Genomic DNA, 23,475 nt, shown 5'->3' with positions numbered 1-23,475 from the left:
CCGATGGGGCTTCGCGACTGCACGAAGCCCCTCATTGTTTCTCCCTCTCTCCGGCTCGCCGACCTATTTCTATGTCTGACGCTCTCTATCAGTCCTCCATCCGCTCGCTGCCGCTGCTCGGCCATGGCAAGGTGCGCGACAACTATGCCGTCGGCGACGACAAGCTGCTGATCGTGACGACCGATCGCCTGTCGGCGTTCGACGTGATCCTCGGCGAGCCGATCCCGGGCAAGGGCCGCGTGCTGAACCAGATGGCCAACTTCTGGTTCCGGAAGCTGGCCCATATCGTGCCGAACCACGAGACCGGCATCGCCGCCGAGACCGTGGTGCAGCCGGACGAAGTCGCGCAGGTGCGCGGCCGCGCGGTGGTGGTCAAGCGTCTGAAGCCGATCCTGGTCGAGGCCGTGGTGCGCGGCTATCTGGCCGGTTCCGGCTGGAAGGATTACCAGGCGACCGGCCGCGTCTGCGGCATCGAGCTGCCGGCGGGCCTGCAGAACGCGCAGAAGCTGCCCGAGCCGATCTTCACGCCGGCGGCCAAGGCCGAGATGGGCGAGCACGACGAGAACATCAGCTTCGCCGAGGTCGAGGCGCGCATCGGCAAGGAGCTGGCCGCGCAGATGCGCGACATCTCGATCCGCCTGTACAAGGAAGCGGCCGACTACGCCGCCACGCGCGGCATCATCATCGCCGACACGAAGTTCGAGTTCGGCCTGGACGAGAACGGCACGCTGACGCTGATGGACGAGGTGCTGACCGCCGATTCGTCGCGCTTCTGGCCGGCCGACTCCTACCAGGTGGGCACCAACCCGCCGTCGTTCGACAAGCAGTTCGTGCGCGACTGGCTCGAGGCGGTGCGCATCGACGGCAAGCCGTGGCCGAAGACCGCGCCGGCGCCGGCCCTGCCGGCCGAGGTGATCGAGAAGACCGCGGCCAAGTACCGCGAGGCGCTGACCCGGCTGACCGGGCAGGAACTGCAATAACCGGGCGGCCGCCGGCACGCCACGCAAGCAAGGATTGGAAGTGAGCCAGACAAACAAGCCGCTGGTCGGCGTCGTGATGGGCAGCAGCTCGGACTGGGACGTGATGCAGCACGCCGTGGCGATGCTGAAGGATTTTGGCGTCCCGTTCGAGGCCCAGGTGGTATCGGCGCACCGGATGGCCGACGAGATGTTCCGCTACGCCGAGACGGCGCGCGCGCGCGGACTGCGCGCGATCATCGCCGGCGCCGGCGGTGCCGCGCACCTGCCGGGCATGATCGCGGCCAAGACCATCGTGCCGGTGTTCGGCGTGCCGGTGCCGTCCAAATACCTGCGCGGCGAGGATTCGCTGCTGTCGATCGTGCAGATGCCCAAGGGCGTGCCGGTCGCCACCTTCGCGATCGGCGAGGCGGGCGCGGCCAATGCCGCGCTGCACGCGATCGCCACGCTGGCGGCCACCGACGACGCGCTGGCCGCGGCGCTGGAAGCGTTCCGCACGCGCCAGACCGAAGCGGCGCGGGCGATGACCTTGCCGCTGTGAGCGCCCGACGCCGATCCGCTTCACCGATTGACTGAGTCACCGATTCACTGATTTGCCGACTCGCTGAATCACGCCCCGCGGCCGTCGCCGGCGGCCGCGAACCGTTCCCCTGGAATCCGCACGAGCATGCCCACCGATATCCATCCCCATCTGATCGAAGCGCACACGCCGGAGTCGCGCGCCGAATTCGGCGTCGGCGGCCCGAACGCGCCGATCCTGCCCGGCGCCTGGCTCGGCATGCTCGGCGGCGGCCAGCTGGGCCGGATGTTCACCCACGCCGCCCAGGCGATGGGCTACAAGGTCTGCGTGCTCGATCCCGACCAGGACAGCCCGGCCGGCGCGGTCGCCGACAGGCATATCTGCGCGGCCTACACCGACGAGGCCGCGCTGGCCGAGATGGCGAAGCTGTGCCAGGCGGTCTCCACCGAATTCGAGAACGTGCCGTCGATGTCGCTGGAGCGGCTGGAGCAGCTCGGCGCGTTCGTCGCGCCGCGCGGCCACTGCGTGTCGATCGCGCAGAACCGCATCGGCGAGAAGAAGTTCTTCGCCGCCTGCGCCGAGCGCACCGGCGTGCCGCCGGCCCCGCACTGGGTAATCCAGCACGATGCCGATATCGACCAGCTGCCCGAACAGTTGCTGCCGGGCATCCTGAAGACCGCGCGCATGGGCTACGACGGCAAGGGCCAGGCCCGCGTCAAGACCCGCGAGGACGTGCGCGCCGCCTGGAACGCGATGCAGCATGTGCCGTGCGTGCTGGAGCAGATGCTGCCGCTGGCCTATGAGGTCTCCGTGCTGGCCGCGCGCGGCGTCGACGGCGCGACCGCGACATGGCCGCTGGCCGAGAACGTCCATCGCGATGGCATCCTGTTCTCGACGGTGATGCCGTCGCGCCAGGTGTCGGCCGAGATCGCCGACCGCGCGCGTGCCGCCGCGGCGACCATCGCCGGCGAGATGGGCTATGTCGGCGTGCTGTGCATCGAGTTCTTCGTGCTGCAGGACGGCAGCCTGGTCGCCAACGAGATGGCGCCGCGCCCGCACAACTCCGGCCATATCACGATGGATGCGTGCGAGACGAGCCAGTTCGAGCAGCAGGTGCGGGCGATGGCCCGGCTGCCGCTGGGCAGCACGCGCCAGCATTCGGCCGGCAAGATGCTGAACCTGCTGGGCGACGTCTGGTACGAATACGGGCTCGAGCGCGAGCCGGCGTGGGATGCGGTGGTTGGCCAGCCCGGCGCCAAGCTGCATCTGTACGGCAAGAGCGATGCGCGGCCCGGACGCAAGATGGGCCACGTCAACTGCATCGGCGAGCGTGCCGAAGACGCGCAGCGCGCCTTCGACGCGGCGCTGCAGATCCTGCATATCGCGCCCTGATTTCCTGCACAGGGTGATGACGATGGCCGCCGCTTCCGATGCCTCCCGCATGCCGACCGCCGCCGAACTCGACGAGGCCGCGCGCCTGCTCGAGGCCGGGCAGCTGGTCGCGTTTCCGACCGAAACCGTCTATGGCCTCGGCGCCGATGCCGAGAACCCGGAGGCGGTGGCGCGCATCTTCGCGGCCAAGGGACGGCCGTCCAACCATCCGATCATCGTTCACGTGGTCGACGGCGCCGACATCGGCCATTGGACCGACGAGGTACCGGAGGCCGCGCAGCGCCTGATCGATGCCTTCTGGCCCGGGCCGCTGACGCTGATCCTGAAGCGTGCCGCGCATATCCCCGCCGATGTCGCCGGCGGTCAGGACAGCATCGGCCTGCGCTGCCCCTCGCATCCGGTCGCGCAGGCGCTGCTGTCGCGCTTCAAGCGCGGCCGCGGCGGCATCGCGGCGCCGTCGGCCAACAAGTTCGGCCAGGTCAGCCCCACCACCGCGCAGCATGTGCGCGAGGAATTCGGCGACAGCGTCTATGTGCTCGAGGGCGATGGCGTCGAGGTCGGCATCGAATCGACCATCGTCGACCTGTCGCGGCTGGACCAGGGCGTCGGCCCGGTGCTGCTGCGCCCGGGCGCGATCACGCCGGCGATGATGGCCGACGTGCTCGGCACCGCGCCGCTGCCGCCCGATGCGGCCGCGCCGCGGGCCTCCGGCACGCTGAAGGCCCACTACGCGCCGCGCACGCCGCTGTATCTGGCCGATACGCGTGCGCTCGCACGCGACCTCGCCACGCTGCCGGCCGATGCCCGCGTGGCCTGGGTCGCCGCCGCGCCGGCGGACGATCCCCGCTGCGTGTGGGTGCAGGCCCCGGCGGATGCCAGGGCCTATGCGCGGGAGCTGTACCGGCTGCTGCGCCGGCTCGACAAGGAAGGCTTCGCCCGGCTGTACGTCGAGCCCCTGCCCGAGGGGCACGAGTGGGCGGGCGTACGGGACCGCCTGCAGCGGGCCGCCGCCGCGTTCCAGGACTAGCGCTGGGCGGCCGGTGGCGGGGCGCTGGTGCGCCGGTGCGTGAATGCCTTAGTGTGGGAATGCGTCGATGCGTTAGTGCGTCAATGCGTCAGTGCGTCAATGCGTTAGTGCCGTGGTCCGTTGGTGCTCCAGACCGTAGTGCTTTGGACCGTTAGTGCTTTGGACCGTTAATGCGCCGCCGACGCCGGCGCGCCCCGATACACCCACTCCAGCAGCGCGTCATGCGCCTGCTGCGCCTGCGATGCATTCGGATGGTTGATCAGGCTGACGACGACATAGCGTCCGCCGTCGGCCGCATCGACATAGCCCGCGATGGCCCGCACATCGGCCAGCGTGCCGGTCTTCAGATAGCCATGCCCGGCCGCGCTGCTGCGCGTCAACCGGTTGCGCAGCGTGCCGTCCACGCCCAGCACCGGCAGCGAGTTCACGAAGATCGGCGCCGCCTCGCTCGCCAGCGCCTGTTGCAGCAGGCGCGCCAGATCGTAGGCGCTGATGCGTTCCTGCCGCGACAGTCCCGAGCCGTTGTCCAACGTCAGCCCCGGCATGTCGAGGCCCTGGTGCGACAGCCAGCGGCGGACCACCGCCGCCGAGCGCGCGGTGCTGGCCGGGCCGCCGCGATCGATCTCCGCGCCGACGGTCAGGAACAGCTGGCGCGCCATCACGTTGTTGGAGTACTTGTTGATGTCCCGGACGATGTCGGCCAGCGGCATGCCGTAGTGGCGCGTCAGCCGGAACGCGGGCCGCGGCACGCGGCCGCTGCGGACCGCGGGCGGCCTGGCGAAGGTACCGCCGGCCGCCAGCCATTGCGCGATGAAGCCGCCGCCGATGAAGTCGTCATGACTGAGCGCGGCAAAGTTCAGCACCTGCTCGCCGCAATCGGCCGAGTAGCTTCCCTCGAACGCGGCCACCACGGTGCCGTCCGTCTGCGGCGACAGCGTCGGCGTCGCGCCGGCGCGCCAGTCGCCGCAGCGGCCGTTGGTCAGCGCGAGCCGATTGTCCAAGCGCAGTTGCGCGAGCGGCGGCGTCACGGAAACGCCGACCGTTTGCGTGGCGGCATCCGGCGTCAGCGTGAAGGACAGGGTCTTGAACGAATACAGCAGCGCGTCCGGCGCCACGTTGTAGGCGCGATGGGTCTCGCCGTCGATGGTGCCGCCGTTGTCGAGCCCATTCTGGAAGTAGCTGCGATCGAGCACGATGTCGCCTGCAATGGTGGTCACGCCCGCGCGCAGCGCCCCGGCGACCAGCTTGGCCATTTCCTCGGGCACCAGCTTCGGGTCGCCCTGGCCGCGCAGATAGACGTTGCCGACCACGCCATCCGCGCCGGGCTCGCGATCCGCATAGAGCGAGGTCTGCCACCGGTAGCTCGGGCCCAGCAGTTGCAGGCCGGCGAACGTGGTGATCAGCTTCATCGTCGAGGCCGGGTTCATCGGCGTCTGGGCGTTCCAGCTGGCGGTGGCCGTCGGCGCGCCTTGGCGGACGACGTAGAAGCTGGTGGCGGAAAGCGGTACGCCCGCCTGCCGCAACGCCAGCAGCACGGACGGTGGCAGGCCCGTTTGATCCTGTGCGAGCGACAGCAGCCTGGCTTTGGATGCCGCCACCCTTGTCGACGACGAGGGCCCCGCTGCCTTGGCAGCGGCGGCCTTTGACTTGGACCGCTTGGTGGCGGCTTCGGAGTTGGCAGCGGCGCCGATTGCCAGGGCAAACGCCAGGAATGGCACCATGCTGCGGGCGAGAAGGGGGCGAGCAGGCATGGGCAGCATGGTACCGTAGTCGTCTGCAACGATGCGACCCCGATGCCCGACTCACCTGCTCATGGTGGCGAGGAAGCGCTGCCAGATCCCGGCTTCCGTGCGTTGGCTTCAGAGTTGGCGGAACAGCTGAAACAGCCAGATTCGCTGGTCGTCCCGAGTGTGACGCCTGCCTGCCCCGGGAAGAATACGGACACGGGGCGATGACTGCGACGCCGTGGATTGACAGCCGGCGGACGAGCTTCCCGCGCTGCCGAAGGCGGTCCGGTAGAGGGCACCATCCCGCGCGCTTCGGTCGAAATTGATGACCCGAAGGTCCAGCGCGCAATAGAACCGCTTCAACATTTGTGCAAGAGCCGCCGAGTCGATTCTTGAATACGTGTAGGCCTCCTCACGATCAGCGAATCCGTTGGGGACCAGAAAGCGGCCGAAGCGGTCCCGATCGAACAACTGTTCAAAAGCAAGTCCGAGCAGTCCTCTTTCACCGAGCGCGGGTGCAATACGAAGCAGGACGATATCGAGTTCGGAAACATGATTGACCGCGTGCTCGTCGGCGTACGGCTGCAGCATGTTTTGATGCTCGGCCAACTCGCCTTCGCTGAGCAAGGGAAAGCGGCGCGAAAACGAGAACGTCAACGTGTCCTTGTCGCACAGCAGATGCACGAATTCGGGACACATGGCGTTGTAGATTCGTGGAGTCAGCATTCCCAACTCCACCAGGTATCGCGCGGCATAACGAATGCATTCGGGCGGGGCGCTCGTCACCTCGTCGAATACCGTCGCCAGGCGCACGAATTGGCTGGCCGTCTTTCCCGAGCGGATACCTGCCTGCAAGAAGGACCGCAGGCGGCCGGGCGACCGTTCGAAGTACTGGAAAAGCGGGCGCAGTGGTCCGCCGCAAACCAGCACCTCGAATTCGTGCGTGGTATCCATCAAGGCAAGCGCGGCGTCCGGATCGGCATCGATCACCGCGAGCTTCAATTCCGTCGGCAGGGCGCCCAGATATCCGGGTCGATTGGAATGTGGCCGGTCGTGATGGTCCGTTCCGTAGAGATCGTGCGGCCTGGCCGTGTGCGTCGATGCTGTCGGTACCAATGGCATATGCAGTTCCCTCCCAGGTTTGAATCATGGATTGCCCCGATACCGCCGTCGAGCCGATCCGGTCTGCCGATCGGGCTCGCTCGTCAGTGCTCAGCCGCCGCCAGCGGACAGATCGCCGGGTACCGGAACGTTGCTGCTGGACGGCTTCTCGTCAAACACAAAATGCCGCGGGTCGCCCGACTGCGCCAACCGGTCGATCTCGTGCGCGAACATTTCGGCGCAGGCTGCAAGGATGGAAAGCGTCGCCTTGAACTTGAGCGACGTGATCTTGATGCTCCGGCCTTCCAACGCGAACGTCGCGACAGCACGAAGACCGGCATCTTCCGGCGCCGGCACGATGTTGCCGGCCGCCAGCGGCATGATATGCAACGCGGTGCCGATGTCGGGCGCCGGCTGGTATAGCTTGTAGGTGATCGTGCCGCCGATCGCTCTTCCGCTTTCATCGCACGCTATCTGCACGAGGTTGATCTTTTGCCCCGCGGCGGTCGTGATCGCCTCGGGAAGTCCAATGGCCCTGGCCAGCGCGATCGTCGCCGCGTTCTCCACTGCGCTGCGGGGCCGCTGCGTGATCAGATACAGCAGGGCATCGAACGTGTCATCGTTGCCCTCGGCGGCCGCGTGGATCTTCTCCATGGCGATATCCACAGCCCCCGGCAGACGATTCTGGATCTCCTTCTGCTGCTGCTCCACCGGCAGCCCTGCAAGCCCCTCACCGAAGCCTGGCGGAATCAATCGCTCGTTGGCGATCTCGCACGGATACACCAGTTCCGACTGATCCCTTGGAATGTCGGCCTGCAACTGAGCAATCAGATCCCGCCGCCATTCCGCCCTTTGCTTCGTGACATCGCCATAACTGGCAAACCGATTCAGCGCCATCTGGTCGGCGAAGAATTCCTGCAGGTCCTCCGTGGATCGGAGCTTCGCGTTCCGCATCAACGCGGGCAGCAATTCGTCGTTGAACCGGGCTTCCAGGGCCCTGGCCTGTTCGAGCGATTGCCGGAGGGCGCCGGACACGTCGCTGTTCGCTCTTTCGAAGCCCTCGTGAGCGGATGCGGCCTGACATATCTTGTGAATCAGATAGCCGCCCCCCGCCGCGCCCCCGGCAGCGAGCGCTCCGAGCAGCACGAGACCGAGAGGAGGGAAGGCGACCGTGACGACGAGCATCGCCAGTGCGCTGGCGATGCCGGCGATGCCCAGCAACAGGATGGCCTTGGCGCCGGGCGCCTCGTTGTCCGGATAGTCGCGAACATCGGTGGCCAGTTGATCCAGGTCGGCCAGCGCATCGCCCACCGACTTCGCGCACTGCTTGATATCGGCACGCAGCCGCAGCAGTTCCTGGCGCGTGATACGTACGTCGTTGTGTTGCTGCAGATCCCATGCTTCGATGCGGGCAGCGGCAGACTGGGCATCCGCGATCTTCTTGCCGCATCGTGCCGCGCTGCTCAGGATCTCGGCCTTGCGGCTCGTATCCGGCAACGAATGCACCGCGTTTGTGAGCTCCTGCCAGCCGGCATCGAGCAGGTCGATCACACGGGGCGCCGGCGGGTGCTCGACAGCGCCGGTGGGTTGCACGTGTTGCGCGCCATTGGCGGCCGCGGCATCGACGCGGGACGGCTCGATCTCATGCGGCTGAGGATGGGCTTCGGAGTGGATTGAACTGGTGTCCGGGAGGGAGCCGGCGGGATTTTCGGTGGAGCGAGGCTGGGCAAAGATACGGAACATGTCGTCGCGGCGGTGGGGTGGAGAAACGCCAACGATGGACGGCAACGTTGGCTGGGGCTTCAGGACAGCGAAGCCTACCCACCGCACTGCGACGCCGCTGTTCTAATCGTGGCGGCCGCTAAAGAATTTGAACCGATGGTTCAGCGACCCCGGGCGGCGTCGCGATATCCGGCGGCTGTCGGGGAGGCGAGAGCCTCAGCCGAGTCGCGCCAACAGCCCTCTCAGCGTCTGCTGTTCCTGCTCCGACAGGGCGCGCGCCATCTTCACGTCGTGGTCGCAAACCGCCCGGGTTGCCGCCTCCAGCGTTCGGCGTCCCGCCGCCGTCAACACCAGGCTGAACGCCCGCCGATCGTTGGCGGCCGGCCGTCGCGCCACCAGCTTCATTTCCTCCAGCGCATCGACTAGCAGCACCGCCCCCGAACGTGCAATGCCCATGATCCTGGCCAGGTCGGTCAACTTCAGGTCCGGATTGCGCGATATCAGCACCAGTGCCGAGAAGCGTGGCGGCGTGATGTTCCAGGGCGCCAGCGAGCGCACGAAGTCTTCGTAGAGCCGGATTTGCGCGCGGCGAATCGCGTAGCCGATCAGGCCGTCCAGAACCCCGTAGTCGACGTCCGGCAGATGCGGATCGAAGCCGCCGGCTTCGGTGGCGGGGTCGGGCGCGAGCGTATCGCGGGTCTTGCGCGCGGCCCGGGAAGAAGGGGACGAGGGCGAGGGCGGCGAGGAGGGCGGCGAAGCGGACATGGAGCAGGGGATGGCGGACGCGAAGCCCGCGATCCATTCAGGCGACGCGGAAGTATCGCATCTGCACGCGGTCCGGGAACCGCGCGCCGGTGGCGACAAAGGTGTGTTGCATCAGCCAGCGATAGGCGGGCGCCTGCGTTTCGAAGCGCGGGGCGGTGCGGAAGTAGATCCGCGACGGATCGACCGTCTCGCCGGCGGACAGGCGCGCCAGCAGATCGGCGGGACCGCTGCGCAGGCCGGCGTTGACGATGTAGATCCGTGCGCCGTCATCGGTCTGCACGACATAGCGCGCTTCGATCTCCGCGACCGTGACGCCGTCGCCAAGGTCCGGCCGGACCAGCTGGAAGTCGGCGCCGCCGGACAGCACACGGCCGCGCAGCAGCGGTCCATCGACGACCCCATCGAGAATCGGGATCACGCGCCGCTGCCCCACCGCGCTGGCGCCGACCTCGATCGCCGGATCGAGCCGGAAGCTGAAGTCGGCGACATGCTCGAGCTTCGGCGTGGGCAACACCAAATCGGCCGTCGTCACTTGAGCAGCTTCCAGTTGCCGTTGTCGATCGTCAGCATCACGCGGCCGCGCTGGTCGAAGCCGAAGTGGTCCTGGCTGGTGTAGTTCAGCACGCCGTGTGAGACCACGATCTCGCGCTCGCTTTCGAGCGCCGCCTTCAGTGCCGCGCGGAACTCCGGCGTGCCCGGCCTGGCCCGCTTCAGCGCGACCGGCACGATCCGCTGCAGCACCAGGCCGGCATCGTAGGGATGCGCGCCGAACTGCGTGCGGCTCTCCGCGCCGTACTGCTTCTCGTAGCGGTTCACGTAGTCGAGGCCCGGCTTCTTCGGCGCGCTGTCGGCGGCGAGCTGCTCGGGCACGATGACCGGGCCGGCCGGCAGGATGGCGCCGTCGACCGCCTTGCCGCCGATGCGGATCAGGTCCTTGGTGGCGGCGCCGTGCGTGTGGTAGATCGGCCCGCGATAGCCGCGCTCGCGCAGCGTGGTGTGGGGCAGGGCGGCGCCGGTGCCGGCGCCGGCGATCAGCATCGCGTCCGGGCGCGCCGAGATCAGCTTCAGCGTTTGCGCGGTGACCGCGGTATCCGAGCGCGCGTAGCGCTCGGTGGCGACGACGCGGATGCCGTTGGCCGCCGCCGCGGTGGTGAATTCCTTCAGCCAGGTCTCGCCATAGGCGTCGGCAAAGCCGATGAAGCCGATCGTCTTGATGCCCCTGGCCTTGGCGGTCGCGGCGACGGCGTCGGCCATCAGCCTGATCGGCTGGGCCAGCCGGTAGGTCCATTCGCCGCGGCCGGGCTTCAGTTCGATCGGCGAGAACGCCAACTGCACGGTCTTGCTCTCGTCGGCGACCTCGGCGATGGCAATCGACGGCGCCACCGCGGACGAGCCGAGGATGATGTCGACCTTGTCCTCGCTGACGAAGCGGCGCGCGACCTTGGTCGCCTGGGTCGGATCGGAGCCGTCGTCGAGCACTACATAGCGGATCGTCTCCCCGGCGATCTGCTGCGGCAGCAGGCCCAGCGACTGCTTCTGCGGAATGCCCAGCGATGCCGACGGCCCCGTCGACGAAATGCTGACGCCGACGGTGACGTCGGCCAGCGCGGGGCCGGCAAGCGCGCCGGTGGCGGCGAGCGCCAGAACGAGGCGCGCAAGCGTGGTGCGGCGAAGTGTCATCGAATGTCTCCCTTTTTTATGATGGCGCGGGCGGTCAGCGGGCGCCGCCCTGCACGGACTGGCGATCGAATCCCGCCAACTGCTTGTAGCGCAATGCGATCGCCTCGAGTTCGCTGCGCGCAATGACCTGCTCGATATCGGTGAAGCCCTGCGGCGCACGCTGCTCGGCCAATTGCATGACCTGCTCGGGACCGTTGAGCCGGTTGCGCAGCACGATGCCCGCCGTGCGCGGCAGCCGCTCCGCCTCGTACTCGCGCAGCGCGTAACCGGTATCGGGCGTGCCGAGCAGGCAGTCGACCAGATGGCGCGCATCGACGATCGCCTGCGCGCTGCCGTTCGAGCCGATCGGGTACATCGGATGCGCGGCGTCGCCGAGCAGCGTGACGCGATCGAAGGTCCAGCGCGGCAGCGGGTCCTTGTCGACCATCGGAAATTCGTAGATCGCGGCAGCGCCGTCGATCAGCGCCGGAATGTCGATCCAGTCCCAGCGCCAGCCGGCAAAGGCCTCGCGGAACACCGACTTGTCGACCTGCCGGTTCCAGTCGCTGCGCGGCGGCGTGTCCGACGCGTCGTCCGGCACGCGCAGCTCGGCGATCCAGTTGATCAGCGAACGGCCCTGCCGTCGCAGCGGCTCGGAGATCGGATAGGCGACGAACTTCTGGTCCTGGTGGCCGGCCATGAACATCGAGCGGCCATCGAGATAGGGCGGCGCCTCGGTGACCGCGCGCCACAGCATCCGCCGCGAAAAGCGTGGCTCGTCGCCGCTCGGATAGAACTGCCGCCGCACCGCCGAATGGATGCCGTCGGCGCCGACCAGCACGTCGGCGCTGGCCTGCACCTCGGCACCGTCGGCGCGCCGGCGCAGCGTGAATCGCACCGGCGAGCCGGGCCGCGCGCCGGTGTCGTGCACCGTCTCGAAGGCATGGCCGGTATGCACGCGCTCGGCGCCGAGCCTTTCCACCGCGGTCCGATAGAGCAGCATCTGCAGCTCGCCGCGATGCACGGAGAACTGCGGATAGGGATACCCCGCGGCGAGTCCACGCGGCTCGTGCCAGATCCGTTGGCCCAACTTGTTGTAGTAGGACAGCGAGCTGGTCTCGATCGCGATCTGCGCCAGCGCCGGCTGCAGGCCGAGCTCGGCCAGTTCGCGGACCGCATGGGGCAGCAGGTTGATGCCGACGCCGAGGGGCTTCAGGGATTCGCTGGCTTCCCAGACTTCGGCGTCGATGCCGTGGCGATGGCAGAGCAGCGCGAGCGTCAGCCCGCCGATGCCGCCGCCTGCGATGGCGATGCGCATGGTGTCTCCTGTGGCGGACCTGCGCGCGACGGGCGATCCGCTTTCGATCTTGATGGTCGACGAATTGTTATGGAGTATAACTAAATCGTCGACGTGCGCAAGCGCGAGCCGGTACGCCGGCCGGGATCAGTTGCCCCAGCTCGGCGACAGCAGGCGCAGGCCGATCGAAACAAAGCGCGTTTCGCGCGGCTGGTTCAGCTGCGTGCCCCAGGTCATGTCGACCTGGACGCGCTGCGGCACGATCCACACCCGGGCGCCCAGCTGGATCCACGGCTTGTCTCCGCTTTCGCCGAAGCTCTCGGCGATCATGGCCCAGCGCTCGCTGACCGCCGCCTCGCCGGCCACGCCCCAGGTCATGCGGGTCTGCCGTTCGGCGCGATCGTGGGTGGCGCCGAGGTTCGCATGCAGCAGCAGGCGGTCGTCGCGCATCGACACCGTCAGCGGCAGATTCAGATAGAGCCCGCCCGGGGTCCTGCGCCGCTCGGCCTTCGGATATTCGGTCATGCCGAGCGTCAGCGCGACGCCGTAGCCGTTGGTCTGGACCGGCTTGAGCACCGTCTTGCCCTGGAACTGCAGATCGGTGATCGCGTTGCCGGGGCCGTCGCCGTATCGCTGCACCGCGCCGCCGAACGTCCATTCAAAGTTGCCGGTGAAATTGCAGCCCGGCAGCGCCCAGCGCTCGGTGCCGTCGCGGTTGAAGCGCAGCCACGATTCGAGCTGGCACGATTGCGGATCGACGATGCGCGCGTCGTCGGTGACCAGCGGCCGCGCCGCCCATGCCAGCGGGCTCAGGCACAGCAGCAGCGCTGCCGCGAAGGGGCGGCGCAAGGCGCAGAGGCGAAGGGGGATCGGCAGGCGGATCGGCAGGAGAAGCGGCATGAGAATCGGCAGCATGGTCGGGCTCGCAGTGGCGCGCCCGAAGTCTAACGCGCACCGATGACAAGGTGTCGCGCCACGCCGCCGTCGCCAACGGTGCGGCGACCCATGTGGGATTTATCTGACACCGACATAGGTGGCCATCGTCTGCCTGCCGTGTGCCACGCCCCCGCACAATCGAACTACCTCTCGCCCGTACAAGGAGCTCTCGATGCGTACCCTTACCCTGTCGTTCGCGCTGGCCACGCTGCTCGCCACCGCGGGCTGCGCCGACATGACCGCCAAGCAGCGCAACACCGCCATCGGTGCGGGCGTGGGCGGGGTCGCGGGCGCGACCTTGATCGGCGGGCCGGGCGCCACGCTGGGCGGCGCCGCGCTTGGCGGCGTGGTCGGCAATGTGCTGACCGACGACAAGAAGAAGTAAGAAGCAGGGACAACAAGCAGGGACAAGAAGCAGGGATCGCGCGAGCGCGCCGCCAGCAGAGTCATCGCAGCGAGCCCTTGCAGCGTGCCACCACAGCGCGCCACCGCAGCGCGCCACCACAGCGCGCCACCACAGCGCGCCACCGCAGGGCGCGCGGCTTGCCCGCAGATTCGTCCCGCATTGGCGGCGCCAAAAAGCAGAACGCCCCGGCCTCTGGCCCGGGGCGTTGTCGTTGATGCCGTCTGTGTTGGCCTCGCGCCGGTCAGGCCGGCTCGCTGCCCGAGGCCTCGCCGGGGACCGCGCGGCCCGGCACCGGGAACACGATGTCGTAGGCCCAGTTGTAGACGAAGGCGTAGACCACGTAGAAGCCGGCCACCGCCAGATCCATCAGCAGCGCATCGAGCAGGCTGATCTTCAGATACCACGCCACCGACGGCAGGAACACGATCAGCAGGCCCAGCTCGAACAGCAGCGCATGGCAGACGCGCACCGCCGGCGATTTGCGCACCGAGCCGGTCAGCCGCACCATGGCCTTGTCGAACATCAGGTTGTAGACGTAGTTCCAGACCGCGGCGATCAGCGAAGCGACCGCGGCGATCACGCCCATCTGGTGCAGGGCGTAGCCGAACACCCAGCTGCCCAGGGGCGCGAAGATCAGCAGGCCGATCAGTTCGAAGCCGACCGTGTGACGGATTCTGTCGAGCGTACCGCGCATTGTGCTGCTCCATGAAAGACAATGACGCCCAGTCTATCGGGTAGAGCAGCAGATACAAGTTGGAAAGTATCGCTTATCCAGATGGATCGCCGGAACTGTGGCACCATGGGGCCTTCCTCCGCTTCATCCGCACCCAGCCGAGCACCCGCCATGAGCCTGTCCCTAGAACAACTGCAAGCCTTCGTCGCCGCGGCCGAGACCGGCTCGTTTTCCGCGGCGGCGCGCCGCCTCGGCAAGGCCCAGTCAGTGGTCAGCACCGCCGTGTCCAATCTCGAAATCGATCTCGACAACGCGCTGTTCGACCGCAGCGGCCGCTATCCCGCGCTAACGCCGGCGGGCGAGCGCCTGCTGGTCGAGGCCCGCGTGATCCTGGAGCGCTGCGAGCATTTCCGCGGCGTGGCCAAGAGCCTGGGCGAGGGCGTCGAAAGCCGGCTGGTGCTGGCGGTCGACGAGCTGTATCCCGAGGAGACGCTGGGCGTGCTGCTGGAGGAGTTCTCGCACCGGTTTCCCGCGGTCGAGCTGGAGCTGCTGTTCCCGGTGATGGAGGACGTCAGCCGGCTGGTGCTGGAGGGCGGCGCGGACCTGGGCCTGATGTGGCGGCAGGAGGTGCTGCCGCCCGCGTTGGCGTTCCGCGGGCTCGGTTGGGTGCCGATGCAGATCATCTGCGCGCCCGACCATCCGCTGGCGGCGCAGCAGCGGGTCGGCTGGGAAGAGCTCAAGCGCCATCGCCAGCTGATGGTGGCGGTGCGCAGCGACAGCGAGGAGAAGATGCGCCTGCGCGTGGCCGCCGAGGTCTGGTGGGTCGAGAGCCACTGGGTCATCGTCGAGCTGGTCAAGCGCGAACTGGGCTGGGCCTTCGTGCCGTGGCACGTCGCCGCCAATTCGCCGGCCGCCGCGCAACTCGTCTCGCCCGAACTGGACTTCGACGATCAGGACTGGCCGGTGGCGATGGAGCTGGTCTGGCACAAGCAGCGCCCGCTCGGCAAGGCCGGCGCGTGGCTGCAGGAGCGGGTCAGCCACCAGCCGCTGCCGCAGCCGGCGCCACGGCGGCGCGCAGGGGGATGAGTTGCGCAGCAAGGTGGCAGGCGGGTTTGCCCTCTCCCCCAGCCCCCCCCTCCCGCAAGCGGGAGAGGGGAGCACGGTATCGCTGGAACTGGCGATGCGTGGGTGAATACGCCGGTTCTCTCCCCTCTCCCGCAAGCGGGAGAGGGGCGGGGGAGAGGGCAAGGGCGCCGGCATCCCGCCGGCGCACCGCTCAGCGCGCCACCGCCGCGCCGTCCCCGGCTTCCTTCGCCACCGCCGTCCCCGGCCCCTGCCAGCCGCCGCCCAGCGCCTTGATCAACACCACGCTGGCGCTCAACTGCCGGCCGGCGATCGACAGCGCGGTGCGCTCGGCGGTATAGGCCGCGGTCTGCGCCGTCAGCACGTCGAGCAGGCCGGCGGTACCCGCGCGATAGCGGTTGTTGACCAGCGACAGCGCCTCGCGCGCGGACTGCAGCGCCTCGTTCTGTACCACCGCTTCCTGCTCGAGCAGGCGCGCCGCGGCGAGGTTGTCCTCGACCTCCTGGAACGCCGTCAGCACCGTCTGGCGGTAGTTGGCAACGGTCTGGTCGTAGACCGCGATGGCCTGTTCCTTGGCCGCGCTGCGCGCGCCGAAGTCCAGCAGCGTCATCGCCAGTTCGGGGCCGAACGACCAGATCCGGTTCGGCAGCGACAGCCAGCGCTCCAGCGAACTGGACGTAAAGCCCCCCGCGGCCGACAGGCTCAGCGTTGGGTAATACGCGGCCTGCGCGACGCCGATCTGCGCGTTCGCGGCCGCCATGCGGCGCTCGGCCGCGCCGATGTCCGGGCGGCGTTCGAGCAGCTGCGACGGCACCGCGACCGGCACGCGCGGCACCGTCTCGGTGAAGTCGATCGGCGCCAGCGAGAACGCGGCCGGCGGCTGTCCGGTCAGCACCGCGATCGCATGCTCGTACTGCGCGCGCTCGATCTGGATGTCGATCAGCTGCGCCTGCGCGCTCTTGAGCTGCGTCTCCGATTGCAGCACGTCCGAGCGTTGCGCGATGCCGGCCTGGTACTGGTTGCGCACCAGCTGCAACGACTTCTCGTAGTCGGCCACGGTACGCTGCAGCAGCGCCTGCTGCGCATCCGCGACGCGCAGCAGGAAATAGGTCTGCGCCAGCGTGGCGTGCGTCGACAGCAGCGTCGAGGCCAGGTCGGCCTCGCTGGCCTGCGCGCTGGCCTCGCTGCTTTCGACCTGGCGCCGCACGCGGCCCCACAGGTCCACTTCCCAGCTGGCCGACAGCGTCGCCGTCTGCGCGCTGCTGATATTGCCGTTGCCGCTGCGCGAGCGGTCCACGCTGGCCTGCGCGCCGACCACCGGGAAGTAGCCCGAGCGCGCCGCGCGCAGGATCGCGGTGGCCTGCCGGTACTGCGCCTCGGCGGCGGCGATGGTCTGGTTGGAGATCTTCACGCGCGCCATCAGCGCGTCGAGCTGCGGATCGCCGAACACGGTCCACCAGTCGCCGCGCTGGCTGGCGTCGCCCGGCTCGGCGGGCTTCCATTGGCCCCATTCGGCCGGCGCCTCCTTGAAGGTGGGCGTCACGGGCGCATCGGGCCGCTGGTAGTCGGGGCCGACCGCGCAGGCGCCGAGCAGCAGCGCGCAGGCCATCACGACGCAGCGGGGCAGGGAGGAGGGGCGGGTCATCGCTTTCTGGGTCATCGTCACGAATCGAATCCGGCAGGCGTGGGCGCGGACGGCGCGCCGCCGCTGTTGCGACGGGCCTGGCGGCGGTTGCGCCAGGCCTGCCACTTCAGGCGCCAGCGGTCCAGCGTCAGGTAGACCACCGGCGTGGTGTACAGGGTCAGCAGCTGGCTGACCAGCAGGCCGCCGACGATCGAGATACCGAGCGGCGCGCGCAGCTCGGCGCCGTCGCCGCGGCCGAGCGCCAGCGGCACCGCGCCGAGCAGCGCCGCCATCGTCGTCATCATGATCGGGCGGAAGCGCAGCAGGCAGGCGCGATAGATCGCCTCGCGCGGCGTCAGCCCCTCGCGCCGTTCGGCATCGATGGCGAAGTCGATCATCATGATCGCGTTCTTCTTGACGATGCCGATCAGCAGGATCACCCCGATCAGCGCGATCACGCTGAACTCGGTGCCCGAGGCCAGCAGCGCCAGCAGCGCGCCGACGCCCGCGGACGGCAGCGTCGACAGGATCGTCAGCGGGTGCACGTAGCTTTCGTACAGCACGCCCAGCACGATATAGATCGTGATCAGCGCCGCCAGGATCAGCAGCGGCTGGCTGCGCAGCGACTCCTGGAAGGCGCTGGCGGTGCCGGCGAAATTCGCCTGCAGCGATTCGGGCGCGCCGATGCGGGCCATCTCGTGCTGGATGCGCTCGGTCGCCTGCGACAGCGACACGCCCTCGGCCAGGTTGAACGAGATCGTCGAGGCCGCGAACTGGCCCTGGTGGTTGACGCCCAGCGGCGTACTGGTCGGCACCACGCGCGCGAATGCCGACAGCGGCACCCGATTGCCCGCGCCGGTCACCACATAGATGTCCTTCAGCGCGTTCGGCCCCTGCAGGTACTCCTGACTGAGCTCCATCACCACGCGATACTGGTTCAGCGGATGGTAGATCGTCGACACCAGGCGCTGGCCGAAGGCGTCGTTCAGCAGCGAATCGACCTGCTGCATCGTGACGCCGAGCCGCGACGCGGTGTCGCGATCGACGATCACCGAGGTCTGCAGGCCCTTGTCGTTGGTGTCGGTGTCGATGTCCTCCAGCTCCTTCAGGTTCGACAGCGCATTGCGGACCTTGGGCTCCCAGGCGCGCAGCACCTCGAGGTCGTCCGAGCGCAGCGTGAACTGGTACTGCGAACTGCTCTGCCGGCCGCCGATGCGGATGTCCTGCACCGGCACCAGGAACAGGCTGGCGCCGGGCTCCCTGGCAAGCTTGCCGCGCAGCCGGGCGATCACCTCGTTGGCGGTCTCGGTCCGTTCCGACAGCGGCTTGAGCGTGACGAACATCTGCCCGGTATTGCGCTGCGAGCCGCCGGTGAAGCCGGTCACGTTGACCACGGCGGGGTCGGACTGCACGATGCGGATGAAGCTGTCGAGCTTCTGGCGCATCGCCTGGAACGAGGTGGCCTGGTCGGCGCGGATGAAGCCGATCAGCCGGCCGGTGTCCTGCTGCGGGAAGAAGCCCTTCGGCACGATCACATAGAGCCAGACGTTCAGGCCGATCGTCACCAGCAGGATCAGCCAGACCAGGCGGCTGTGCCGCAGCGCCACCGACAGCGAGCGCGCATAGCGCTCGTTGATCCAGGTGAACACGCGCTCGCTGGCGCGATACCAGCGGCCAGGCGGGCGCTGCCGCTGCGGCTCGCGCAGCAGCCGCGCGCACATCATCGGCGTGGTGGTCAGCGAGACCACCAGCGAGACCAGGATCGCCACCGACAGCGTGATCGCGAACTCCTGGAACAGCCGGCCGATGATGCCGCCCATCAGCAGCAGCGGGATGAACACCGCGATCAGCGACAGGCTCATCGAGATCACGGTAAAGCCGACCTCCCTTGCGCCGCGCAGTGCCGCCTGCACCGGCCGCATGCCGGCCTCCAGATGGCGCGAGATGTTCTCCAGCACGACGATCGCATCGTCGACGACGAAGCCGGTGGCGATCGTCAGCGCCATCAGCGACAGGTTGTTCAGCGAGAAGCCGGCCAGGTACATCACGGTGAAGGTGCCGATCAGCGACACCGGCACCGCGACGCTGGGAATCAGCGTGGCGCGCACGTTGCGCAGGAACAGGAACACCACCATGATCACCAGCGCCACCGAGATGATCAGCGTGTGCTCGACCTCGCGCAGCGACGCGCGGATGGTCGGCGTGCGATCCATCATCACGTCCATCGAGATCGCGGCCGGGATCATCTGCCGCAGCGTCGGCAGCATCTCGTTGACGCGGTCGACGGTCTCGATGATGTTGGCGCCCGGCGAGCGGTTCAGCACCAGCAGCACGGAAGGCTCGCCGTTGGCGGAGCCGGCGTTGCGCACGTCCTGCACCGAGTCCGTCACGGTGGCGACGTCGGACAGCCGCACCGGCACCGCGAAGGCGTTCGGCCCGCTGGTGGCGCCATTGCTGCCGCTGGCATTGTTGACGGTCGTGGTGGTCGTGCCGCCGGCGGTCACCGTGGTGGTCGTCACGCCGTTGACGGTGGTGGTGCGCACCGTGCCGCCCGAGGTCGCGCTCGACGTGCTGGCGATCAGCGCGCCGGCGGTGGTGGTCGAATAGCTGCCCGGCGTCGCATAGCGGATGATCAGCGGCATGTAGTCCTCCGCCTTCATCGCCTGGTCGTTGGCGTAGATCTGCCACGCCTTGCTGTCGTTCTCGACCACGCCCAGCGGCCGGTTCGCATTGGTCGCGCTGATTGCGTTGCGCACGTCGGACAGCGCGATGCCGTACTTGTTCAGCGCGGTGGGATTGAGCGAGACCCGCACCGCCGGCAGCGAGGCGCCGCCGATCGTCACCTGGCCGACGCCCTCGATCTGCGACAGCTTCTGCGCGAGGATGGTCGAGGCGGCGTCGTACAGCTGGCCGCGCGTCATCGTCGGCGAGGTCAGCGCGATGATCATGATCGGCGCGTCCGACGGATTGACCTTGCGGTAGGTCGGGTTGCCCGGCAGGCTGCTCGGCAGCGTCGCGCGCGAGGCATTGATCGCCGCCTGCACGTCGCGGGCGGCGCCGTCGATGTCGCGCGACAGGTCGAACTGCAGCACGATCCGCGTCGAGCCGAGCGAGCTGCTCGACGTGATTTCGTTGACGCCGGCGATCGAGCCGAGCGCGCGCTCCAGCGGCGTCGCCACGGTGGCGGCCATCGTCTCGGGGCTCGCGCCCGGCAGCGAGGCCGACACCGAGATGGTCGGATAGTCGACCTGCGGCAGCGGCGACACCGGCAGCATCCGCAGCGCGGCCAGCCCCGCCAGCAGGATGCCCAGCGTCAGCAGCGCGGTCGCGACCGGCCGGTGGATGAAGATGGCCGACAGGTTCATGGTGCCCTCGGCGTGTCGACGGGCGGCGGGGCTCCGGGGATGCCGCCCGGGGTACCCCCCGGCGTGCCGCCCGGGCCGAAGTCCGCATCGACGTCGGCGTCGGGATCGCCGAAGCGGCGGCGCCGCCAGCCCTTGAGCCGGCCGGCGACCCGGTCGAACGCCAGGTAGATCACCGGCGTGGTGAACAGCGTCAGCACCTGGCTGACCAGCAGGCCGCCCACCATCGTGATGCCCAGCGGCCGGCGCAGCTCGGAGCCGATGCCGGTGCCCAGCATCATCGGCAGCGCGGCCAGCAGCGCCGCCATCGTCGTCATCAGGATCGGGCGGAAGCGCAGCAGGCACGCCTCGAAGATCGCGTCGCGCGGCGCCATGCCGCGTTCGCGTTCGGCCTCCAGTGCGAAGTCGATCATCATGATCGCGTTCTTCTTGACGATGCCGATCAGGAGGATGATGCCGATGATCGCGATGATGCCCAGGTCATGGCCGGCCAGCAGCAGCGCCAGCAGCGCGCCGACCCCGGCCGACGGCAGCGTCGACAGGATCGTCACCGGATGGATGGTGCTCTCGTACAGCACGCCGAGCACGATGTACATGGTGACCACGGCGGCCAGGATCAGCCACAGCGTGTTCGACAGCGACGCGCTGAAGGCCAGCGCCGCGCCCTGGAAGGTGGTCTGCATCGAGATCGGCAGGCCGATCTCCTGCTCGACCTGCTTGATCTTGTCGACCGCATGGCCCAGCGACGCGCCCGGCGCCAGGTTGAACGAGATCGTCGCGGCGGGGAACTGGCCCTGGTGGTTGATCACCAGCGGGCCGGTGCGCTCGCTGATGCGGGCGAACGCGCCCAGCGGCACCTGTCCGCCGGACGAGGAGGGCAGCCGCAGCTCGGCCACCGCCTGCGGGTTGTCGCGGAATTCGGGCATCGCCTCCAGCACCACGCGGTACTGGCTCGCCTGCGTGAAGATCGTCGATACCAGCCGCTGGCCGTAGGCGCTGTACAGCGCGCTGTCGATCACCGCGGTGGTGATGCCGAAGCGCGCGGCCGCGTCGCGGTCGATGTCGACATAGACGCGCAGGCCGTTGTTCTGCTGGTCGGTGGCGACGTCGCGGAATTCGGGTTCCTCCTTCAGCCGCTCGACCAGCTTCGGCACCCAGGTCGCCAGCGTCTGCGGATCGGGGTCTTCCACCGTGAACTGGTACTGCGTGCGCGAGACGCGGTCCTCGATGGTCAGGTCCTGCACCGGCTGCATGTACAGCGAAACGCCGCCCATTTCCTCGACCGCGGCCTGCAGCCGCTCGGTCACGGTTGCGATGTCGTCGCGCTCGCCCTTGGGCTTCAGGTTGATCAGCATGCGGCCGGCGTTCATCGTGGTGTTGGTGCCGTCGACGCCGATGAAGGCGGACACGCTCTGCACCGCCGGGTCCTTCAGCACCACCTCGGAGACCGCGCGCTGCTTCTGCGCCATCGCCTGGAACGAGATGCTCTGCGAGGCCTCGGTGACGCCCTGGATCACGCCGGTGTCCTGCACCGGGAAGAAGCCCTTCGGAATCGCCAGGTACAGCACCACGGTCAGCGCCAGCGTGCCGATCGCCACCAGCAGCGTCGCGCGCTGCCGCTCCAGCACCCAGTTCAGCGCGCGGCCGTAGCGCTCGATCACGCGATCGAAGAAGGCGCCGGTGGCGCGATGAAAGCGCGGCAGCTGGTCCTCGGGCACATGGCGCAGCATGCGCGCGCACATCATCGGCGTCAGCGTCAGCGACACCACCGCCGAGATCAGGATCGATACCGCCAGCGTCACCGCGAACTCGCGGAACAGCCGGCCCACCACATCGCCCATGAACAGCAGCGGGATCAGCACCGCGACCAGCGAGAAGGTCAGCGAGATGATGGTGAAGCCGATCTGCTTCGAGCCCTTGAGCGCCGCAGCCATCGGCGACTCGCCCTTCTCGATGTAGCGCATGATGTTTTCGATCATCACGATGGCGTCGTCGACGACGAAGCCGGTCGCGATGGTCAGCGCCATCAGCGTCAGGTTGTTGATCGAGAAGCCGGCCAGGTACATCACGCCGAAGGTACCGACCAGCGACAGCGGCACCGCCACGCCGGGGATCACGGTCGCCGGCACGTTGCGCAGGAACAGGAAGATCACCATCACCACCAGCGCGATCGCCAGCAGCAGCTCGATCTCGACGTCGTGCACCGAGGCGCGGATGGTGGTGGTGCGGTCGGTCAGCACCTCGGCCTTGACCGAGGCCGGCAGCGAGGCCTGCAGCTGCGGCAGCATGGCCTTGATGCGGTCGACCACCGCGATCACGTTGGCGCCGGGCTGGCGCTGGATGTTGACGACGATGGCCGGCTTGCCGTTGGCCCACGCGGCCAGCCGCGAGTTCTCCGGGCCGTCGACGATGGTGGCCACGTCGGTGATGCGGATCGGCGCGCCGTTCTGGTAGCCGATGATGATCTGGCGGTATTCGTCGGCCGAACGCAGCTGGTCGTTGGCGTCGATGGTCGAGGCGCGCGCCGGGCCATCGAAGCTGCCCTTGGCGCCGTTGACGTTGGCCGCGCCGATCGCGGTGCGCAGGTCGTCGATCGACATGCCGAGCGCGGCCAGCGCGGTCGGGTTGGCCTGGATGCGCACGGCCGGGCGCTGGCCGCCGCTGATGGTGACCAGGCCCACGCCCTGGATCTGGGAAATCTTCTGCGCCACGCGCGTATCGACCAGGTCCTGCAGCTTGGGCAGCGGCAGCGTGTCCGAGGTCATCGCCAGCGTCAGGATCGGCGCGTCGGCGGGATTGACCTTGCTGTAGACGGGCGGCATCGGCAGGTCGCCGGGCAGCAGATTGCTGCCGGCATTGATGGCGGCCTGCACCTCCTGCTCGGCGACGTCCAGCGGCAGCGTCAGGTCGAACTGCAGCGTGATCACCGACGCGCCGCCCGACGAGGACGAGGACATCTGCTTCAGGCCCGGCATCTGGCCGAACTGGCGCTCCAGCGGCGCGGTCACCGCCGAGGTCATCACGTCGGGGCTCGCGCCCGGATACAGCGTGGTGACCTGGATGGTCGGGTAGTCGACCTCGGGCAGCGCCGACAGCGGCAGCATCCGGTAGGCGACCAGCCCGGACAGCAGGATCGCGAGCATCAGCAGCGCGGTGGCGACCGGCCGCTCGATGAATAGGCGTGACGGGTTCATGCAGCGTCCT

Annotated in this window: 18 protein-coding genes; 6 read left to right on the top strand and 12 right to left on the bottom strand. The window is 68.5% G+C overall.

Annotated elements, in window-relative coordinates; translation table 11 throughout:
• Positions 1–71: 71 nt before the first annotated feature.
• From KZ686_RS15335 to KZ686_RS15320, 4 genes are all read left to right on the top strand, one after another.
• Entirely contained in the window at positions 72–980 is a 909-nt protein-coding gene (locus tag KZ686_RS15335) for a phosphoribosylaminoimidazolesuccinocarboxamide synthase (RefSeq protein WP_226107334.1), read from the top strand.
• Positions 981–1,020: 40 nt separating this feature from the next.
• Positions 1,021–1,518: a 5-(carboxyamino)imidazole ribonucleotide mutase gene (purE, locus tag KZ686_RS15330; RefSeq protein WP_149316831.1), complete on the top strand. Its 498-nt coding sequence runs from the start codon at positions 1,021–1,023 to the stop codon at positions 1,516–1,518.
• 126 nt (positions 1,519–1,644) lie between these two features.
• Entirely contained in the window at positions 1,645–2,889 is a 1,245-nt protein-coding gene (locus KZ686_RS15325; protein WP_150083300.1) for a 5-(carboxyamino)imidazole ribonucleotide synthase, read from the top strand.
• A gap of 49 nt (positions 2,890–2,938) precedes the next feature.
• Entirely contained in the window at positions 2,939–3,916 is a 978-nt protein-coding gene (locus KZ686_RS15320; protein WP_149317097.1) for an L-threonylcarbamoyladenylate synthase, read from the top strand.
• 167 nt (positions 3,917–4,083) lie between these two features.
• Here KZ686_RS15320 and dacB read toward each other — a convergent pair whose 3' ends face one another.
• The 8 genes from dacB to KZ686_RS15280 all read right to left on the bottom strand — a co-directional run bounded on the left by dacB (position 4,084) and on the right by KZ686_RS15280 (position 13,087).
• Positions 4,084–5,676 (bottom strand): D-alanyl-D-alanine carboxypeptidase/D-alanyl-D-alanine endopeptidase, encoded by a 1,593-nt coding sequence (dacB, locus tag KZ686_RS15315; protein WP_265632744.1) that lies wholly within the window; start codon positions 5,674–5,676, stop codon positions 4,084–4,086.
• A gap of 99 nt (positions 5,677–5,775) precedes the next feature.
• Positions 5,776–6,765 carry a hypothetical protein gene (locus KZ686_RS15310; RefSeq protein ID WP_149316834.1) on the bottom strand — a complete coding sequence of 330 codons (990 nt, stop codon included), beginning with the start codon at positions 6,763–6,765 and terminating at the stop codon, positions 5,776–5,778.
• A gap of 90 nt (positions 6,766–6,855) precedes the next feature.
• Positions 6,856–8,487, bottom strand: a complete 1,632-nt coding sequence (locus KZ686_RS15305; protein ID WP_226107338.1) for a hypothetical protein — start codon at positions 8,485–8,487, stop codon at positions 6,856–6,858.
• Between the two features lie 195 nt (positions 8,488–8,682).
• Positions 8,683–9,231: a MarR family winged helix-turn-helix transcriptional regulator gene (locus KZ686_RS15300; protein ID WP_226107340.1), complete on the bottom strand. Its 549-nt coding sequence runs from the start codon at positions 9,229–9,231 to the stop codon at positions 8,683–8,685.
• Between the two features lie 37 nt (positions 9,232–9,268).
• Positions 9,269–9,763, bottom strand: coding sequence for a DUF3237 domain-containing protein (locus KZ686_RS15295; protein WP_226107342.1), 495 nt, complete (start codon positions 9,761–9,763; stop codon positions 9,269–9,271).
• A complete protein-coding gene (locus tag KZ686_RS15290; protein WP_265632743.1) occupies positions 9,760–10,911 on the bottom strand; it encodes an ABC transporter substrate-binding protein in 1,152 nt (383 codons plus the stop codon). Before KZ686_RS15290 ends, KZ686_RS15295 begins: the two co-directional genes overlap by 4 nt.
• Before the next feature lie 34 nt (positions 10,912–10,945).
• A complete protein-coding gene (locus KZ686_RS15285) occupies positions 10,946–12,208 on the bottom strand; it encodes a flavin-dependent oxidoreductase (protein ID WP_150083295.1) in 1,263 nt (420 codons plus the stop codon).
• A 126-nt stretch (positions 12,209–12,334) separates the two neighbouring features.
• The gene (locus tag KZ686_RS15280) at positions 12,335–13,087 is read right to left on the bottom strand and encodes a hypothetical protein (protein WP_265632742.1); all 753 of its coding nucleotides are present in this window, start codon (positions 13,085–13,087) and stop codon (positions 12,335–12,337) included.
• 208 nt (positions 13,088–13,295) lie between these two features.
• Between KZ686_RS15280 and KZ686_RS15275 the strand changes: the two genes are divergently transcribed.
• Positions 13,296–13,508 carry a glycine zipper 2TM domain-containing protein gene (locus KZ686_RS15275; RefSeq protein WP_006579879.1) on the top strand — a complete coding sequence of 71 codons (213 nt, stop codon included), beginning with the start codon at positions 13,296–13,298 and terminating at the stop codon, positions 13,506–13,508.
• Between the two features lie 262 nt (positions 13,509–13,770).
• Here KZ686_RS15275 and KZ686_RS15270 read toward each other — a convergent pair whose 3' ends face one another.
• Positions 13,771–14,223 (bottom strand): PACE efflux transporter, encoded by a 453-nt coding sequence (locus KZ686_RS15270; RefSeq protein ID WP_149316841.1) that lies wholly within the window; start codon positions 14,221–14,223, stop codon positions 13,771–13,773.
• A gap of 150 nt (positions 14,224–14,373) precedes the next feature.
• Here KZ686_RS15270 and KZ686_RS15265 point away from each other — a divergent pair, with 150 nt between their 5' ends.
• Positions 14,374–15,288, top strand: a complete 915-nt coding sequence (locus KZ686_RS15265) for a LysR family transcriptional regulator (protein ID WP_149316842.1) — start codon at positions 14,374–14,376, stop codon at positions 15,286–15,288.
• 190 nt (positions 15,289–15,478) lie between these two features.
• Here KZ686_RS15265 and KZ686_RS15260 read toward each other — a convergent pair whose 3' ends face one another.
• The 3 genes from KZ686_RS15260 to KZ686_RS15250 are packed head-to-tail and all read right to left on the bottom strand — an operon-like array spanning position 15,479 to position 23,465.
• Positions 15,479–16,930, bottom strand: a complete 1,452-nt coding sequence (locus KZ686_RS15260) for an efflux transporter outer membrane subunit (protein WP_265632741.1) — start codon at positions 16,928–16,930, stop codon at positions 15,479–15,481.
• Positions 16,931–16,947: 17 nt separating this feature from the next.
• Positions 16,948–20,274, bottom strand: a complete 3,327-nt coding sequence (locus KZ686_RS15255; protein ID WP_265632740.1) for an efflux RND transporter permease subunit — start codon at positions 20,272–20,274, stop codon at positions 16,948–16,950.
• A complete protein-coding gene (locus KZ686_RS15250) occupies positions 20,271–23,465 on the bottom strand; it encodes an MdtB/MuxB family multidrug efflux RND transporter permease subunit (protein ID WP_265632739.1) in 3,195 nt (1,064 codons plus the stop codon). The genes KZ686_RS15255 and KZ686_RS15250 overlap by 4 nt, the downstream gene beginning before the upstream one ends.
• Positions 23,466–23,475 lie beyond the last annotated feature (10 nt).

The sequence above is a fragment of the Cupriavidus cauae genome, assembly GCF_026210475.1.
GTDB classification, from domain to species: Bacteria; Pseudomonadota; Gammaproteobacteria; order Burkholderiales; family Burkholderiaceae; genus Cupriavidus; species Cupriavidus cauae.
The sequence above is the reverse complement of the archived record's forward strand: the minus strand, read 5'-3'. Positions and strand labels throughout refer to the sequence as shown.